At 63.5% G+C, this 16,819-nt stretch carries 18 protein-coding genes; 11 read left to right on the forward strand and 7 right to left on the reverse strand.

What is annotated here, in order from left to right; all coding sequences use genetic code 11:
- Positions 1-68: 68 nt before the first annotated feature.
- The 6 genes from VNH11_05060 to VNH11_05085 all read left to right on the forward strand — a co-directional run bounded on the left by VNH11_05060 (position 69) and on the right by VNH11_05085 (position 4,821).
- Positions 69-647 (forward strand): DUF447 domain-containing protein, encoded by a 579-nt coding sequence (locus VNH11_05060; GenBank protein HVA45737.1) that lies wholly within the window; start codon positions 69-71, stop codon positions 645-647.
- Entirely contained in the window at positions 640-1,620 is a 981-nt protein-coding gene (locus VNH11_05065; GenBank protein HVA45738.1) for a hypothetical protein, read from the forward strand. Before VNH11_05060 ends, VNH11_05065 begins: the two co-directional genes overlap by 8 nt.
- Before the next feature lie 83 nt (positions 1,621-1,703).
- On the forward strand, positions 1,704-2,576 hold the full coding sequence (locus VNH11_05070) for a hypothetical protein (GenBank protein HVA45739.1): 873 nt from the start codon (positions 1,704-1,706) through the stop codon (positions 2,574-2,576).
- Positions 2,554-2,775 carry a hypothetical protein gene (locus VNH11_05075; protein ID HVA45740.1) on the forward strand — a complete coding sequence of 74 codons (222 nt, stop codon included), beginning with the start codon at positions 2,554-2,556 and terminating at the stop codon, positions 2,773-2,775. Before VNH11_05070 ends, VNH11_05075 begins: the two co-directional genes overlap by 23 nt.
- Before the next feature lie 359 nt (positions 2,776-3,134).
- Positions 3,135-3,845: a hypothetical protein gene (locus VNH11_05080; protein ID HVA45741.1), complete on the forward strand. Its 711-nt coding sequence runs from the start codon at positions 3,135-3,137 to the stop codon at positions 3,843-3,845.
- A 208-nt stretch (positions 3,846-4,053) separates the two neighbouring features.
- Positions 4,054-4,821 (forward strand): DUF4058 family protein, encoded by a 768-nt coding sequence (locus VNH11_05085; protein ID HVA45742.1) that lies wholly within the window; start codon positions 4,054-4,056, stop codon positions 4,819-4,821.
- 82 nt (positions 4,822-4,903) lie between these two features.
- Here VNH11_05085 and VNH11_05090 read toward each other — a convergent pair whose 3' ends face one another.
- Positions 4,904-6,049 carry a rhomboid family intramembrane serine protease gene (locus VNH11_05090; GenBank protein HVA45743.1) on the reverse strand — a complete coding sequence of 382 codons (1,146 nt, stop codon included), beginning with the start codon at positions 6,047-6,049 and terminating at the stop codon, positions 4,904-4,906.
- Between the two features lie 110 nt (positions 6,050-6,159).
- A complete protein-coding gene (locus VNH11_05095) occupies positions 6,160-7,641 on the reverse strand; it encodes a M81 family metallopeptidase (protein HVA45744.1) in 1,482 nt (493 codons plus the stop codon).
- 183 nt (positions 7,642-7,824) lie between these two features.
- On the opposite strand from VNH11_05095, the gene VNH11_05100 reads away from it, so the two are divergent.
- From VNH11_05100 to VNH11_05110, 3 genes are read left to right on the forward strand one after another with little or no spacing between them, the layout of a single operon-like run.
- Positions 7,825-8,706 (forward strand): DUF1571 domain-containing protein, encoded by an 882-nt coding sequence (locus VNH11_05100; protein HVA45745.1) that lies wholly within the window; start codon positions 7,825-7,827, stop codon positions 8,704-8,706.
- A complete protein-coding gene (dapB, locus tag VNH11_05105; protein ID HVA45746.1) occupies positions 8,703-9,491 on the forward strand; it encodes a 4-hydroxy-tetrahydrodipicolinate reductase in 789 nt (262 codons plus the stop codon). Before VNH11_05100 ends, dapB begins: the two co-directional genes overlap by 4 nt.
- Positions 9,492-9,496: 5 nt before the next feature.
- Positions 9,497-9,877, forward strand: a complete 381-nt coding sequence (locus VNH11_05110) for a hypothetical protein (protein HVA45747.1) — start codon at positions 9,497-9,499, stop codon at positions 9,875-9,877.
- Positions 9,878-9,884: 7 nt separating this feature from the next.
- Here VNH11_05110 and VNH11_05115 read toward each other — a convergent pair whose 3' ends face one another.
- Positions 9,885-11,108, reverse strand: a complete 1,224-nt coding sequence (locus tag VNH11_05115) for a hypothetical protein (protein ID HVA45748.1) — start codon at positions 11,106-11,108, stop codon at positions 9,885-9,887.
- Positions 11,109-11,283: 175 nt separating this feature from the next.
- On the opposite strand from VNH11_05115, the gene VNH11_05120 reads away from it, so the two are divergent.
- Entirely contained in the window at positions 11,284-11,523 is a 240-nt protein-coding gene (locus VNH11_05120) for a hypothetical protein (GenBank protein ID HVA45749.1), read from the forward strand.
- Between the two features lie 5 nt (positions 11,524-11,528).
- Positions 11,529-12,335: an SDR family oxidoreductase gene (locus VNH11_05125; protein HVA45750.1), complete on the forward strand. Its 807-nt coding sequence runs from the start codon at positions 11,529-11,531 to the stop codon at positions 12,333-12,335.
- Here the strand turns inward: VNH11_05125 and VNH11_05130 are convergent, their stop codons facing one another.
- From VNH11_05130 to VNH11_05145, 4 genes are all read right to left on the reverse strand, one after another.
- Positions 12,336-13,379, reverse strand: coding sequence for a nucleoside hydrolase (locus VNH11_05130; protein HVA45751.1), 1,044 nt, complete (start codon positions 13,377-13,379; stop codon positions 12,336-12,338).
- Positions 13,376-13,747, reverse strand: coding sequence for a hypothetical protein (locus tag VNH11_05135; GenBank protein ID HVA45752.1), 372 nt, complete (start codon positions 13,745-13,747; stop codon positions 13,376-13,378). Before VNH11_05135 ends, VNH11_05130 begins: the two co-directional genes overlap by 4 nt.
- 398 nt (positions 13,748-14,145) lie before the next feature.
- A complete protein-coding gene (locus tag VNH11_05140) occupies positions 14,146-15,141 on the reverse strand; it encodes a DUF3500 domain-containing protein (GenBank protein ID HVA45753.1) in 996 nt (331 codons plus the stop codon).
- Positions 15,142-15,228: 87 nt separating this feature from the next.
- The gene (locus VNH11_05145) at positions 15,229-16,671 is read right to left on the reverse strand and encodes a DUF1501 domain-containing protein (GenBank protein ID HVA45754.1); all 1,443 of its coding nucleotides are present in this window, start codon (positions 16,669-16,671) and stop codon (positions 15,229-15,231) included.
- Positions 16,672-16,819 lie beyond the last annotated feature (148 nt).

Raw genomic sequence — 16,819 nt, forward strand, 5'->3', positions numbered from 1 at the left:
TGAAGCTCAACCATTCGAACCGTGAGCGACATTGTAACCGAAGCGGCCAATTGTGGTAGGTTGACGTTATGATCCTCGAAGGCATTGTGACCACGCTCAACGCCGATGGAACCGTCAATGTCGCTCCCATGGGACCGCAGGTCGACCTCGAGCGGCGTCAGATCGTGCTGCGGCCGTTTCAGACTTCAACCACCTTTCAAAATCTGAAGCGGGCCGGCCAGGGCGTATTTCACGTCACCGACGACGTCGAGCTGCTGGCACGGGCGGCCATCGGACGACTCGATCCGCTTCCCGAACTGATGGCGGCCGAAGGCGTCGAGGGTTTTCGCCTGGCCGACACCTGCCGTTGGCACGCCTTCCGCGTGCGACATGGCGACGATCAAAGCCCGCGCGCGACGTTCGTTGCCGATGTGGTCGCCACGGGGCATGTGCGGGATTTTTTTGGTTTCAACCGGGCCAAGCACGCCGTGGTGGAAGCCGCAATTCTCGCCACCCGCACGCATCTGCTCTCGTCGGAGGAGATCGCCGGGGAGTTTGCCAAACTGAAGATCCTGATCGACAAGACTGGCGGTCCGCAGGAGCATCGCGCTTTTGCCCTGCTCGGCGATTATGTGGCCGCAACCGGAAAGCGAGGTGGAAATGGCTGAGCGAGTCGTGAGTGTCGTTGCCGGCAGCCGGCTGCACTTTGGCATGCTTTCTTTCGGCCAAAGCGGCCTGCGGCAGTTCGGAGGCGCCGGAGCAATGATCGCCGAACCGGCACTTCGACTCGGCATTCGCGAAAGCGACCGCTTCGAAGTCCACGGGCCCTTGAGCGACCGCGTGCGGCAGCATGTGGCCCACCTGTCGCGTCACGCCCCCTGGTGGGGTAGCAGCATTCGTGAGAATTCTGGCGCTCCCCCGTTGAGCATCACCGTCGAATCGGCGCCGCCGCAACACGCCGGACTGGGCAGCGGCACTCAGTTGGGCATGGCGCTCGCGCGAGGCCTGGCCGCTTATTTGGGTGCGCCCGATGCGACCGCCGAGCAACTTGCCCGATGGGTGGGCCGGGGCAGGCGATCGGCGGTCGGCATCCACGGTACACTCGGCGGCGGGCTGATCGTTGAAGGCGGAAAGCTGCGCGACGACGAGATTTCGCCGTTGGTCAGCCGGGTGGCGCTCGCCGAACAATGGCGGTTTGTGCTGCTTTTGCCGGGCGAATCGGCGGGGCTATCCGGCGAAACGGAGCAGCGGGCGTTCGACCGGCTTCCTCCGGTCCCCTTGGCGACGACCGCCGCCCTGTGCCGCGAATTGGTCTGCGAGTTGGTGCCCGCTGCCAGCCAGGGCGACTTTGAGCGTTTCGGCGAAAGCCTTTATCGCTATGGCCGGCTGGCGGGCGAGTGCTTTGCGGCGGTGCAAGGGGGCATTTACGCCAGCCCTGCCCTGGCCAGCCTGATCGAGCGGTGCCGCACGCTGGGCGTGGCCGGCGTCGGGCAGTCGTCTTGGGGACCGACCGTGTTTGCCCTTTGCCGGGGACAGAACGAGGCCGAAAAGTTGATCGCGGCAATCCGGGACGCAATGCCGCTCTCGGCGAGCTACCTTGCCGCGCCGGACAATCAGGGCCTCCGCGTGATTTTCCGTTGACTATCAAATTCGCCCCAAGTTATACTGAATCCACTGGTTAGCAACTCAAACGGCGATCGGCCGAATTCTAGGAGCGGTTTGCGATGAACCTGCTGGGAAAAATCTTCGTTGTCTTGATCCTGGTGATGAGCCTGTTGTTCCTCGGTTTTTCCGTGGCCGTGTATGCCACGCACAAGAACTGGAAGGCGGTCGCCTTGCGGCCGCGCGACCAGGCGAAGCCGGGCGAGCCGATGGGTCTGAAGTATGAATTGGAAGACGCGAAATTCAAGGCCGATGGGTTGCAAGCCCAGCTAAAGAAGCTGCAAGAAGCAACGCAAACGGAAGACAATTCCCGCCGTGCCCAGTTGGCGCGTCTCGAAACCACAAAGGCCGAGCTGAAAAAAGAATATGACCAACTCGTCGAGCAGCTTGCGAAACTGACCGAAGGCCAGCGTCGCGCCACCGAGGCCGCTCAGGTCGCGCAAGAGTTGCTCTCGGCCAAGTTGGAGGAAATCGACAAAGCACGGCAGGAAATCGCCGAGACTCACGAAGCCCGCGACACGGCCTTCAAAGAAGCGGTGGCTCTGACCGACAAGCTGCACGAAGCGGAAGGCGAGCGCGACCGTCTAACGGCCAGCACTCGGACGCTGGTGCGGCAGATGGCTCAGATGCGCGACATCGCGGCCAGGAAAGGCATCGATATCAACGAGCCGGCCGACAACCTGCCGCCGAAAGTCGATGGCATTGTGCTGGCCAGCAATGCCGACGGGCTGGTCGAAATCTCCATCGGTGGCGACGACGGCCTTCGCAAGGGGCATCAGGCCTACGTCTATCGCAAACAAAAGGGCGAGAGCAGGCCGATCGCCAAAATTGAAGTCGTCGAAGTGCGGCCCGATAAATCGGTTGCCAAAGTCATTCCCGAATTCCGCCTGGCTCCCATTGCGAGGAACGATCTTGTCGCCACAAGACTTAACTGACGCCAATCGCGGCGTTGTCGTTCAAAAACCGAAGGCCGATATCTACACCTGGCTGCTGTTGGTGGCGCTGGTCGCGATCTTGATGGCCATCACCTGTCTGGCGCTGGAATTGAAGCGCTACGACTGGGATTTCAAGGCGGCTGGCGCCGGTGCCGTGGCGATGGACGTCCGTGGTCCGTTGTCCGTAGTCCGCGGCTAGAGCCTGGGCCGGTGGCTGGGGCAGAGCTTGGCCCGATAGCGGCTGGCACCCTTCAAGAGCGGGGCGGCCAAGCGATGCCCAGGTGCGTCCAACCGGGGCATCGCCTGGCCGCCGAGATGAACGGAGCGCCAGCCTCCACTTGGCCAGGCTCTGCCCCAGCCACCGCCAACGTCTCATCCTCGGCCGCGTTAAGTATGCATCGTTCGTGCCACTGACACCGATGCCCTGCGATCCGCCGGTGACGAGGGCGACCGTTGACGGCATGGGCGCACGTCCCTCATCTCTCAGCCCTCATCTCTCATCACCTTGTAGGCAAATACGCGCTAGATGTTACGATAGAAACGGGCTTGTGACGAGTCATGACCGAGAATCTTCCCAACCGCGCCGGACAATTCGACGGACTGAACCAGCTTGCGCGCGCCAGCCGCTTGCGCCGCTGGTCGACAGGGCGCGATGGCAACCGCGAGGAGACGGGCGATGCACAGCCGAGGCCGGCCGAAATTGCCGCTTCTCCGCTTCAGTTCCGTTTGCGAACGATGCTCTACCTGGTGGCGGTGGCCAGCGGGCTGTTGGCGCTAATGCAGTTGATCGGGGCAGTCTGGTCGTCGGTGCTCGTGGCGCTGTTGCTACTGGGTGGCGCGCATGTCAGCGCGAATTTTTGGGGGACGCGCGTCGCACCGTGGGCCAGCCACCGGGCCCGCACGGCCGACGAACCGGTAAGCTCAGCGGCCCCAGACCGGCCGATCACCCCTATGGTCGGCCCGGCTCGGCTCAGCGAAAGTTGCCGTCCCGGCTGGCCAATGCTGGTCGCCACGGGCGTCGGGGCGCTCGTGGGCGGCAGTTTGGGAAGCGTGGCGCTGGTGATGTTAAGCCTTGAACGGGCAGGGTATTGCGGCGTGATCGTCGGAACCATCTCCGCGGCGGCCGTGGGCGGTTTTCTCGGTTTTCTGGCCAGCAGCTTTGCTGAAATCGCCTTTCGTGCCTGGAAAGAAGCAATTGAAACCGCGCCTGCCCGCCCCGCGCCGGAGCCGTTGCCAGAGACAATCCCTGAGCCTCCTTGCGCATTTTGATATTTTGATATTGCGCTTTCGGCGAGGCCGTAGGGTGGGGCAAGCGAGCTTGCGAGCGCCGGCCCACCGTAAGCGACGTCGTCTGGCCAGCGCTCGCAAGCTCGCTTGCCCCACCTTACGAGGCACGGCCGGTGCGGAATGTTGCCGCGCAAAGCGGCATGATAAAATTAGGGGTGACACCAAGTTCACCTTGCAGCAAGTTACCGCCATGCCATCACCGTTTCCAGGAATGAATCCGTTCCTCGAGCAGGACGACGTTTGGGAAGATTTCCACCATAACTTCTTGACGTGGGCGCAAGCCGCACTCAATTCGCAGTTGGGTGACGACTACTTTGCGAGAATCGAGGCCCGCGTCTATATTCGCGAACTTTCCGAGGAGGAGCGCCGCTTTTTCGGTCGCGCCGACGTTGCCGTCTCCGCCGCAAGTCGTCCGGAGCATCCGACGGCCGTCGTGGAGCTTGACGCGCCCGTCGAGCTGGTGCTGCCGGAAGTCGACCTCGTGCGCGATTCGTGGCTTGAAATCCGCGACCGTCGCGATCGCCGCGTCATCACGATCATCGAACTGCTCAGTCCGGCCAACAAGAGACGCGGCCCCGATCGCGACGCTTACCTGAGCAAGCGAAACGGCGTCCTTGCCAGTCAGACGCACCTGGTGGAGATCGATCTGCGGCGAGGCGGGACGCGACCCGAGTTGCCGCCGCTTCCGGACTGCGACTACTACGTATTCATTTGCCAGTATGAATTGCGGCCCCGGATCGGCTTTTGGCCAATTGGCCTGCGCGACCGATTGCCGACCATTCCTGTGCCGCTTACAAGTTCGGAGCCGCCGATCATGCTCGATTTGCAGGAACTGCTGCACCAGAGCTACGACTCGGCGGACTACGGCAAAACCATCTACGCCGAGGTGCCCGATCCGCCGCTTTCGGCCGTCGATGCCGCCTGGTCGCGTCAGTTTATCCCCGTGGACCATGAGTAAGCTTACCTGTTCGGCAGGATGCCGCCGGCTTGCCCGGCGGAAGCCCGCGCGGGCAGTCCTCATTGAACGCAACTCCGCACGTTCATCCACCACGCGCGCCTTTGCGAGCGCTCTTTTTTTGCTGCCGCTGGAGCGCGTCGAGCACGCGGTCTTCAATGCCTTGGGCTTCCACCGCTTTCTCCGCAGCCCTATCAAATGCCTGGCCATCACCTTGCGACAGGGCATCGGCCACGAGATCGAAAGCCTGTCTGCGCAGCTCCATCGAATGTCGAAGCGCCTCGATCTGCTCGACTGCGAAAGGCGTGAGTCCCTTGAGATCGAGATCCTTCAGATGCGCCTCTTTGCGGCGCCAGTTGGGCAAAATCTCCTGTTCGATGCGGCGGACGAATTCTTGCGCCGTGATCCGGTCCGCCTTGAAATCATCCTCCGCTTTGGAGTACGTCTCGATCGCCTGCCGTCGTAGGTCGTACCAGGCGGTGACCTCGGCCGGAACATCGGGCGGCGGCGGATGGGCCACGAACGGTGCGACAACGAATATGACCAGCACCGTCGCAGCCGCCACGATCGCGTTTCTCCACCACCGCACGGGCGGTTCCGGCCCGGAGAGCGGCTGAGAGAGCACAAGCCCCGTCAAGAAGCCGGCCGCAAGTCCGCCAAAAAAACCGCCGCTGTCGAGTCGTTGCCGATAAAGCTCGACGCCCACGTTATACGCCAGAAACACAAACGTGCCGGCACGCAAGCGTCCCAAGGCCGCCGACGGCACCGTTCCCGGCGAGCGCCAGTAAAAGGCGGCCAACGCGCCGATCAAACCGTAAATCGCGTTGGTGCTGCCCGCCAGCGTGGCCTCGGGTCGCCAGCGGACGCCGAGCATGCTGCCGACGAACCCGGCCAGAAGGTACAGCAGCGCAAAACCGACGTGGCCCAAGAAGCGTTCCAGCCAGCTTCCCAACTGGTACAGCACCCATTGATTCACCAGCAATTGCACGATGCCCGCGTGAACGAACAAGCACGTCGCCAGCCGCCATCCCTCGCCGCGGGTCGAGAGGGGCGCATAGTTGGCTTCCCAGGCGCGCAGCGTTTCGGCGCTCGGATCGAGCCAATCGGCGCCGCTGGTGACCATCATCAACCAGATCATCGCGTTGACGGCGATCATCGCCACGGTCACGGGAGCGTGAGGCCCCAACTCCTTCAGCCGGCGATCGAACTCGATCAACTCGTCTCTCTTCATGGGATGCTGTCCTAACGCCTAACGCCGATCGCCTCAAACATGGTGGGCCGGCGCTCGCAAGCTCGCTGGTCCCACCCTACGGCTGTTGTTCCAGGTCAGGGTGCGGTCCGTCACGTGTCCAAAGGAAAGATCGGCCGGCGCACGTGCTGATAGGGCAGCGTGCGCAGGTCGCTCGAACAAGGCCCCGGCGTGCCCACCAGATAGCTGGCCGCCGCGATCGGCTCGTAGGCGCGGCGATGAGCGACCGCGGCCTTGACGCAAATCACGAACATTTTTTCGGGGGCGATTCCCTGGCTGCGCCATTGGCCAAGGTCGAAGGGCGGCGTGCGGCGGCTGGTGAGCAAGACCGTCATCCCTTCGTGCCGCACCACCGCGGACCGCCCCATCTCGAATCGGGCACCCGACATCGAAGCCAGATGGCTTTGCGGGTCTTCCAGTTTGAATCGCCCGTCGCTGCGCGACAGCAGCTCGACCTCCACCCTGACCGGCGGTCCGGAAAGCCGATGCCCTTTGCCGCCGATGGCCAGCGTCTTGCGTCCGCCGATCGCCACGTCGGCCAACTGCTCGACCGACTGCGGATCGCAGATGGCGACGGCCGCCGGGCCGATGCGGTTGTCGATCAGCGCCCGCAAAACCGCGGTGCCGTCGCCGGGCGCGCCCGCGCCGATGTTGTCGGACGGTTCGACCAGCAGGACCGGTCCCCGCTTGTGCTGACTCAGCCGCGGCAGCACCTCTTCCAACGGTGGTTCGAGGCGGTTTCCCTGTTGACGATGGTCGAAGGCCCAGCGACTCAGATGACGCAACTGGGCGTGCGCATCGTCGGGGTCGCCCAACGTGACGGCCGTGAAGCTCGCGCCGGTGTCGGGGATGTCGGCAAAAGCAAAGCCGGCGAACACGTTGACCGCCAGAAAGTGCGGCTCGTCGACTTCCAGGTTGCGCGCGGCGGCTTCCAGCGTGGCCAGGGGATTGTCGGCCGTGCCGGTACCCGTCGGCGGCCACATCAAGGGGGGATGCACCCAGGCCGTCAGGGGACGCTCACCGGTGTGCATCAGCCGCTTCAACAGCTCGGCCGCGTCGGTCGCGGCGCGGCGTGCGTCGGCGTGCGGGTTCTCGCGATAGGCGATCAGCCCGTTGCTGTGGCGGGCCATCCGCTCGGTAAAATTCGCGTGCAGGTCGACCACGCCGCACAGAGGGACGCCGGCACCGCCGGGCAAGCCGCGAATCCGGTCCAGCAGTTCGCCTTCGACGTCCCGGCACGAATGCGTGACCATGCCCCCGTGCAATACCAAAAAGACGCCGTCGATGCCCTGTGCCAATGCCGGTCCGGCCACCGCCAGGAACTCCTGCCAAAACTGCTCGAACACGGCGTCTTCGACCGTCGGACCGGGCGTGGCCCGAACGTCGACGACTGGTAGCAGCGACCAATCGTAGGCGTCGGCGGCTTCCAGCACGCCGGCCAGGGGCGAGCCGTCGCCCGCCGCCGCCAGCAACTCTTTTCCGCGGCGAAACTGAAAGTCGGCCAGCGGGGTATGACCTTCGAGAAACGTGTGCGTCTCGTGAAAGAGGCCGGCCAGGAGAACCCGTTTGTCCATTGAATTACGAGAATGGGTCTGGAAGCTTTCTCTGTCGCTTCCCTTATGATAGCACTACCGCTTGAAGCGCTCATGCGTGAAAAGCCAAAATCGGGTATGGTAGTTGCCGGAGAGACGGGCAGGGTGGGACCAGCGAGCTTGCGAGCGCCGGCCCACCTTACGTACTGGACAAAACAAGCTGCCATGAAATTGCTGTATTCGATCCTGACGGGATCTGTCGCCGGCTGCCTCTTGGCGGTCGTCGGTTGCGGCGCGCCCGCGGCCCAGGGCACCGCGCCGCCCGCTTCAACCGCCGACGCCGATGGGGCGCCAGTGCAGGCGGAGAACGCCCAGCCTGCCGATGGCCACAAGGAGACGCCGTCCAGCGACGCCGCAAGCGATCTCGATCGCGCCTTGGCGCTGGCCCGGCAGTCGTTGGCCAATCTCGAAACCATCAAGGATTACACCTGCGTCTTCTCGAAGCGCGAACGCGTGGGCGATGTGCTGCTGCCCGAAGAACGCAGCGAAATGAAAATCCGGCACCAGCCGTTCAGCGTCTATTTGCGCGCGATCGAGCCGACTTCGTCCGCCGGACAGGAAGTGATCTATGTCGAGGGCCGCAACGACGGCAACCTGATCGCCCACACCACGGGTTTCGGCAGCAGCGTGATTGGCCGCCTGAGCCTCGATCCGCACGGCTACTTGGCCACGCGCGGCAATCGTTACACCATCAAGGACGTCGGGCTGGCCAACCTGGTCCAGAAGCTGATCGACCTGGGCAGCAAGAAGGAGTTGTTCCGCGACAGCACCACGACGATCGAGAAGACCGAGTTTGCCGAACGGCCGTGCACGCAGGTCGAAATCAGCAGCCCGCGGCCGGTGGGCGATTTCCGGCTGGCGATCGCCCGCATCGTGCTCGACGACGAGTGGGACGTGCCCGTGCATTTCGAATCGCACGAATGGCCGGCCGGCGACGCCGCGGAGCCGGTGCTGAGCGAGACGTATTCCTACTACGACTTGAAGCTGAACGTCGGGCTGACCGACCGCGATTTCGATCCCGACAATCCGGAGTATTCGTTTCCGTGACACGCATTGCCATACACGGGGCTGCGGGCCGCATGGGGCAACGGCTGGTGGCGCTGGCCAGCGCCGACCGCGACCTGAAGCTCGTCGCCGCCCTGGACGCCGGCAATCATCCGCGGCTGGGCCAGGACGCAGGCCTCGTGGCCGGAGTCGGCGAGTTGGGCGTGCCGCTGGTTGGCAAGCTGGACGCGGCGGTCGATGTCGTGATCGATTTTTCTTCTCCGGCCGGCGCGGCCACGATTCTGGAAACCTGCCTCAGCCGTGGCGCGCCGCTTGTGCTGGCGACCACGGGGCTGGACGCGGCACAGCAAGCGCGGATCCGCGAAGCGAGCCAACGCATTGCCGTGCTGTGGTCGCCGAGCATGAGTCTGGCAGTGAATCTGGCGATGAAGTTGTCAGCGGCGGCGGCCGAGGCGCTGAAAGACCATGCCAGCGGCGCCGACGTGGAAATCATCGAACGCCACCATCGGTACAAAGAAGACGCGCCCAGCGGCACCGCGCTCAAGTTTGGCGAGATCATCGCCGGCGTGATGGGGCAAAAGAACCGGCGGCATGGCCGCGAGGGTCGCGTTGGTGCCCGGCCGCACGACGAGATTGGCTATCACGCCGTCCGCCTGGGCGACAATCCCGGTGAGCACACGATCATGTTCGGACTGCTGGGCGAAACGCTGGAGATCACGGTCAAGGCGACCAACCGCGACTGCTATGCCTGCGGGGCATTAGCGGCCGCCAAGTTCCTGGCCTGCAAGCCCCCGGGGCTGTATGGAATGCAGGACGTGCTGGAATGAGAGATATGGCCAAATGCGAACAAGGCTATCTCTGCGATATTTGCGGCGGCGACGTAGAAACGATCGCCGACAGCGACCTCTATTTGCGCTATGTGATCGGCCTCGTCGATCCGGAAACCCTGCACACGACCCGCGAACGGCACATTCGCTGCAACCCCGCGCTGGCGCAATTCATCGTCGCCGACGACTTCGGTCCGGTGGTGATGGACGGGCCTTTCGATAAGCGGCAACTCGACGCCGACTACGTGCGCCAGCAGGAACAGCTCGTCACGCGCGGCTGGCGCCGGCTGGTCGAACTTAGCCGGCGTCTGGAGCCAACGATCCTCGACTATCCGCTGCCCGAGGTCCGGGCAAGAATGGCGGCCCACCCCAACTCAGCCCACTGACGTCGGGTCACAATCCCAAAAAGGGCACGGGCACAAGAAAGGCGTGCTGTTCATAGAGGCTGGCGACGCCATGCCACGAGGTGTACTGCGTCAGGAAGACGACAAGCACATAGAAGGCCACCACCGGCACCATTGCCAACCGCGCCGCCTGACGGACGAAAAAGTTGCGGTTCGTCGGCCGACGCGCAGCGCGGCCACACGTCCAGCCGGTGAGCAACCGGGCCGGAAAAATGAAGATCACAAACACCAGGCTCGGCAGCCAGGCCGCCTCGCGCGGCACCATCTCAATCTTCAGCAAATAGAGCGGCAGCGCGAAGAGCAGCGTACAAAACAGCGACAGCCAAAACAGCACCGGCGCCTTGTGAAACAGAGCGCGCACCGCCGAGAGCTCGAACTGCGCTCCGAACCGGTTCTCGGCCGCGAAGCGGGCCTGCAGGAACGGCAAGTACATCAGCACCCACATCAATACAAACGCCCCCAAAAAACCGACCGGCGGAACCTTTTGCGCGGCAGCCAGCAAGCTGATGGGAACGAACAGCCAGACCAGTCCGCCGACAAACCCTCGCAGACCCAGCCAGAAATAGTGCCGCAATTGCAAGCCGGCGACGAACTGCAACACGGCGTCGCGGGTTTCGGTATAGGCCCCTTTGCGACGGAGACTTTTCAAGAGTCGAACCGGCCGCGGCCAAAGAAAATGCCGCAAACGGCCTCCCCGCCAACAGGCACTCACGATATGCGCGACGGCCAGCACCGTGAGTACGATCAGCGCCATCGACCAGCCACGGGCTGCCCGGCTTTCGGGATCGATCAGCGTGGCCGATGCAGCCATCGACGAGACGAACCGCAACGGCAGCAACACCAGCCATGTGCCAAACGCAATGCTGCCCAATCGGGCGGCCTTCCGCACGCCGATGAAGCCGTCCCTAAGCCGTCCCGTTCGGGCAATCCGCCCGCTCACCTGCAGCAGGTATCCCAGGCTCAGCATCTGCAACACTGGATAGCTGGCCAGCAGCGCCAAGCCGACGATCAGCGTCGCCGCGCCAAACAGCCAATCGGTGGCCGAAACGGTCAGCCGGGCAACCTTCCTGACAAAACCGACTTGAGGCTCGTCGAAGGCGGCGGGCCTGTCGACCGATTCGGCCACAACAGCGCCGCCAGCGGCATCGACCGTGTCGATCACCTCGGCGTAGTGTGGAACGTCGGCTGCCGCGATAGGGGTGGAAGAAAACATTGGTAACGCGGCGAAAGTACCTATCCTTGCAATCCAGTCCCCAGCCACCTTAAGATACCCGGCCGGCGGTGATTCGGTGTCAAAAATCTTGCCCGTGCGGATTTAATCTTGTAGGGTGTAGCGAGCGCGATCAAGTTCGCACCGAACCAGCCACTGCCCACTTCTGAGAACAGCCATGACGATCCAACAAATCCGCAATTTTTATGACGCCGAACCGTTCCAACCGTTCGTTATTCATCTGGCCGACGGCCGGGAGGTTCCTGTACCCAGCCGTGAATTCATGGCCTCCGCGCCCAGCGGGCGGACCGTTATTGTGTATCAGCCCGATGACACGTGGAACGTAATCGACTTGTTGCTCGTCACGGACCTGGAAGCGAAGCGGGCCGGCAACGGTGCCCGGCGGCGAAAGCGATAACGTCCATGAAGCTTGAACTGGAGCATCAGGTTTCGGTAGTCGTCGGCGGCGCTCGCGGCATCGGGCGTGCCATCGCCGTTGCGTTGGCGGAGGAGGGCGCGACCGTCGTGCTCGTCGATCGCGAGCCGGCGGTGGCCGAGGTCGCCCGAGCACTCGAAGACCGCAGCGGCCGCGCGGCGGCGGGCGTGGTGGGCGATGTCACCGATTACGCGGCGATGCAACGCCTGGCTGCCGAGACGCACCAGCGCCAGGGCCGCATCGACCATGTGTTCTTTGCAGCCGGCGTCGGTTCGGGCAAGTACGGCTTTCCCTTCTGGAACCTGGAACCGGCCGACTGGGGCCGCGTCTTGCAAGTCAACCTCGTCGGTGCGGTCCACGTGGCGCATGCCTTTGCGCCGTTCCTGATCGCCGCCCGCAGCGGTACGTTTCTGTTCGTCTCGTCGATCGCCGGGCAGATCGGTTCGCCGACCGATCCGCCCTACAGTGCCGCCAAAGCGGGGTTGATCAACTTCTCGCAGTGCGCAGCCAAGGATCTGGCCGAATACAACGTGCGGGTGAACTGTGTTTGTCCCGGAATGATCAAAACGGAGTTGAACCAATCGGTGTGGGCGGCGTGGCGTGCGCGGCAGCCCGACGGCGCCCAAGGCTACGAGGAATGGGCGGCCGAAAAAATCCGCCGCAACGTGCCGCTCAACCGCTGGCAGGAGGCCGAAGACGTGGCCGCGCTGGCGGTCTTCCTGGCATCGGCGCGTGCCAAGAACATCACCGGGCAAACGATGAACGTCGACGGCGGGCAGGTCATGCACTGGTAGTCATCGCTCGCTCCTTGCCGGCGGCTGAGAGCAAAGCTGCACGAGCGCTTCCACAATGCGAGCGCGACGATCGGCCGGCGCCACGAGATAGCGATGTCGCCCCGCGGCATCGGCCGTGAATTTCGTAAAGCCGTCCGGCTCGACGGCCACCATGCCCGATGGCGAAAGGTCGAAGTAGCCGCGATCAGGATAAACTGCGTAGAGTACGCTCGTCAGATCCCAGGTGGGCCGCTCGTGCGGCGGCGGATTGCGAAGGATGTAGGCCTCGGCCAGCGGATGGTGCTCGACGTAGCCGTAATCGCGCTCGATGCTCACGGCCGGATAGGGCAAGGCGATGCCGACTTCGAACCCGCTCCAGACCATCGGGGTCGGCCAGCGCTGGGCGACCGTCCGCGCACTGGCCACGTCCTGAGTGATGTTATATTCGCGGTAGCGCCGCTCGCCGCCGATCGAAGTAAAGGCGCCGGCCATCAACGACAGCAGGCGGACCTTGCGTCGCACCAACTCCTCGCCTGGCAACGGCGAAACATCATCGGGCGGCGAGTCGAGCAGCCGGGCCAGATTGGTCGAGAAGCCGACCTGCACGATCACGACTGATGCGTCGTCTTCGCCCGCCAGCGTCTTGCGGAGCAGGCGGGTGGCCGACGGTAGCTCAGAACCATAGGTCTCGCTGCGCGGATAACGCAACCGGCCGTCGTCGCGCCGTTCGGCAAGCGAAAGAAACTGGCTTTCGGCGCGGACTCCACCTCGGCCGACGATGCCGATCGGAACTTGCCCGCGGCCGTAAAAGTGGTTTATCGCTTCGACGAACGGCGCGGCCAGCTCGTTGTCGGCGCTGACGGTGACGGCCAGCAATCGACAGGCGCCGCGGTCCGCGAGCGCGTGGATCATGCCCAGCGCCAGCACGTCGTCGCAATCGCCGCAAATATCGGTATCGAAGATCAGCCGGACGGCGTCGGGCGATCGTGCATCGTCGGCTTTCGCCGCAACCGTGAGGTGCGCCGCGAGACTCAATGCAAGCAGGCTCAAGATTGTGGCTTTCACGGGCGTGCCTCAATATCCGGTGAATACACGGTGTCGCCCTCGACAATCGGGTTTGTCACATAGCGCATCCTCGCAACCTGATCGGAGCCGTGAGAGAAGTGAATTTCGACGACGTTGGGACCAAGAAACTGGTTAACGCGGGCCGTAGCTTTGAAATTCGCGAAACGAGTGATCTTTTCGCCGGAATCGTAGATGGCCACCGTCTTGACCGACTTAAGGAATCGAGGATCTTCGAATCTCACGTACGCCGCCTGATTTCGTTCGTCCACCCAAACCACTTTTCCATGCGGCTGCCGAGGCGTGATTGCAGCTTGATACCATTGGCCTAACCAACCGAGACTGCAACCCAGCGCAAGTGCAGCGAGCATGAAGCTCCTTAAACTGAACTGTGCCCACCTGCGTCTGCTTCGGATTTGCACGGTCATGATATTTGGGTCATGCGTCGAGACGCTCAACCGCATCGAGCAAGCCAAGCGCTCGCCCAGCGTGGCCACGTTCGACAACCTACTACAAATAAATGACAGAAACATTGCCAGACAGAAAAATTGAGCAGATGGCGAAAAACATGGATGGGCGCGCCTGCATTAATCCTTCCCTCGTTTTTCTGTCTGGTAATTTTTCTGTCACCAATCCGTCCGACCCGCCATGCCAATAACCGTCGACGCCGCTGAACCGCGCGATGCAGCGGGGCGAAGCCGAAGCAGACCGCGCAAGTCGGCCCGACGCCGGCAAGCGAAAAGTACGCAAGTAATCGAATACGAATAAATCAGGTCGTCTTGGGCCGCGCGATGTTCACGTAGGCGTGAACGTGGGGCGAGCCGCGGAAGTGCCAGACAAAGCCGGGGCCTTCCAGCCGCCAGATGTCCCACTCTTCGTCGCCGCCCAGATTGCCCGACTGATAAAAGGCGGCGTGCAACTTCGCCAGACCGCCTTCGGACTTGAGGATCGTCACGGCCTCGTCGACGTCTTCTTGACGATAAGGCGCCAAGATGACTTTGATCACCTGCTCGACCAGGGCCTGCTGGTCGGGCGACAGCTCGCCCACCGCGATGCCGGGGAACGTCGCCTGCGGACCTTGCACGGGCACCTGGTTTTCTTGCGGGGCCTTGGGCAGCAACGCCTTCTCGCGCTGCTTGCCGTCGAGCGCGGCGAAGACCTCGTTGGCCTTCTGGGTTTGATAATAGAAGACGTTGCCCGGCAGACCGGCCTCGCCGTCGCCTTCTCCGTGGCCGTAAATGATCGGGCCGCCGAAGGCCACGTTCTCCACGCTGTCGCCGTCGGCCCGAATGGTCATGTGGCGGCCCGTCATTTCGAACTCGAACCGGCCGGTGCCCGGCGCGCCGAACAAGGCCACGTGATAGCGGCCGAACCCGCCCGCGTCGCCCTCCATTTGCTTGAGGAACCGCTCATAACCGTCGGGGCTGGTCACGCCGCGGAAGATCTCGTCGATGGTCGCCTGCTGCTCCTTGGAGAAGAAGTCGGCGATGCTCGGTTTGGTGATCGCCCAGTTGGCGTTGATCTTCTGCCGCAGCGGATGGTCGAACTCGAAGCAGATTTCCTTGCGTTGCTCGTCGCTGAGCGACTCGTACAACCGCTTGGCGGCCGTTTCAGCGGCGCTGCTCGCCAGGGGAGCCGCGGAAGCCCTGGGCACCAGCGGCATCGTGCCCGCGATCAGAGCGGCACCGCCCGCCGCTTTGACGAAATCGCGTCGCGTCCAACCACTTTCGCACTCCGGGCAGGTTATCCGTTTGTCGTTGTTCATTGCCGCAGCTCCTGATAGGGGTCGATTTGCAAGCCCGACCGCCGGGCTTGTGCTGGCTAGTATAACAAACTTGCTCGTCGTTCGTAGTCACACCAAGATCTCGTGGACCACCCGGCCGCTGACGTCGGTGAGGCGGAAGTCGCGGCCGCTGTAACGATAGGTGAGCCGCTCATGGTCGATGCCCAGCATGTGCAGAATCGTGGCGTGCAGGTCGTGAATATGGACCTTGTCTTTGACGGCGTCGTTGCCGAACTCGTCGGTCTCGCCAAACGCCAGGCCGCCTTTGACGCCGCCGCCGGCCAGCCAGGACGTGAAACCACGGGCATGATGATCGCGGCCTTTCGCCCCTTGCGACCAGGGCGTGCGGCCGAACTCGCCGCTCCAAACGATCAACGTTTCGTCGAGCAGGCCCCGGCGTTTGAGGTCGCTGATCAGGGCCGCGATGGGCCGGTCGCTCTGCTGGGCGTGCTTGGCGTGGTTCAGGATGTCGCCGTGATCGTCCCACGGCTGCCCGCCGCCGAAGTAAACCTGCACCATCCGCACGCCGCGCTCGACCAACCGCCGCGCCACCAGGCAGGCGTCGGCAAACTGGCCGGGGCCATAGTCGTCGCGTGTGGCGACCGTCTCGCGATTGAGGTCGAACACTTCCTGGGCCGCGAACTGCAAGCGGAACGCCATCTCCAGCGACTCGATCCGCGCTTCGAGCTGGCCGTCTTCGCCGCGCTCGGCGAGGTGCTCGCGGTTGAGTTGCTGCAACAGGTCGAGCTGCTTTCGCTGGGCGTCGGGCGGCAGATAGTTGTTGTGGACGTGCTCGATGACCGACTGCGGGGCGATTTTGCCATTGTTGATGTGGCAGCCCTGAAACACGCCCGGCAGAAAACTGTTGCCCCAAAGCTGCGGTCCGACCGTCGGCTTGCCGGGGCAGAGCACCACGAAGCCCGGCAGGTTCTGGTTCTCGGTCCCCAGGCCGTAGGTCAGCCACGAGCCCATGCAAGGCCGCGTCGGTTGCGTGTGGCCCGAGTTCATCATCAGCAAGGCCGGCTCGTGGTTGGGAATGTCGGTGTGCATCGAACGAATCACGCACACCTCGTCGATCACTTGGGCCGTGTGCGGATACAGCTCGCTCACATCGATGCCGTTCTGGCCATACTTGGCGAACTTGAAGGGCGAGGGGAACAACTTGCCGACCGTGCGCTGATAATTCTTCGTCAGCTCTTCGGGCTGCTGACCGGCATATTTCTCCAACGCCGGCTTGGGGTCGAATGTATCGACGTGCGACGGGCCGCCGTTCATGAACAGGAAGATCACCCGCTTGGCCCGCGGCGCGAAGTGCGGCGACTTCGGCGACAGCGGACTGGCCGCCGCGCCGCTCGAGGCGGCCTGCGCGGCCCCCTCGCCCAGCAGTCCCGCATCGGCCAGCACCGCCGCCAGGCCCAGGGCACCGAAGCCGGTGCCCATCTGCGACAGCCAGCGCCGCCGCGAAGAGGGAAGCCCAAGGTGAAGATGGTTTTCCGCGATGTGGATTCTCATAGCCTACCTAGCCTGGATTCCCATAGTGCCGTATTCACCTAAGAGTCGGCCCCCCCGATCCAACGGGGCCGGGGCCCTTAGTCGATCGCTTTACACCATAGCGGCGCTTCAACCGAATTGAAATCGCAGACGCTTGTTGCCTAGCCAC

The organism is Pirellulales bacterium (assembly GCA_035533075.1).
In the GTDB taxonomy this organism is placed as follows: Bacteria; Planctomycetota; Planctomycetia; order Pirellulales; family JAICIG01; genus DASSFG01.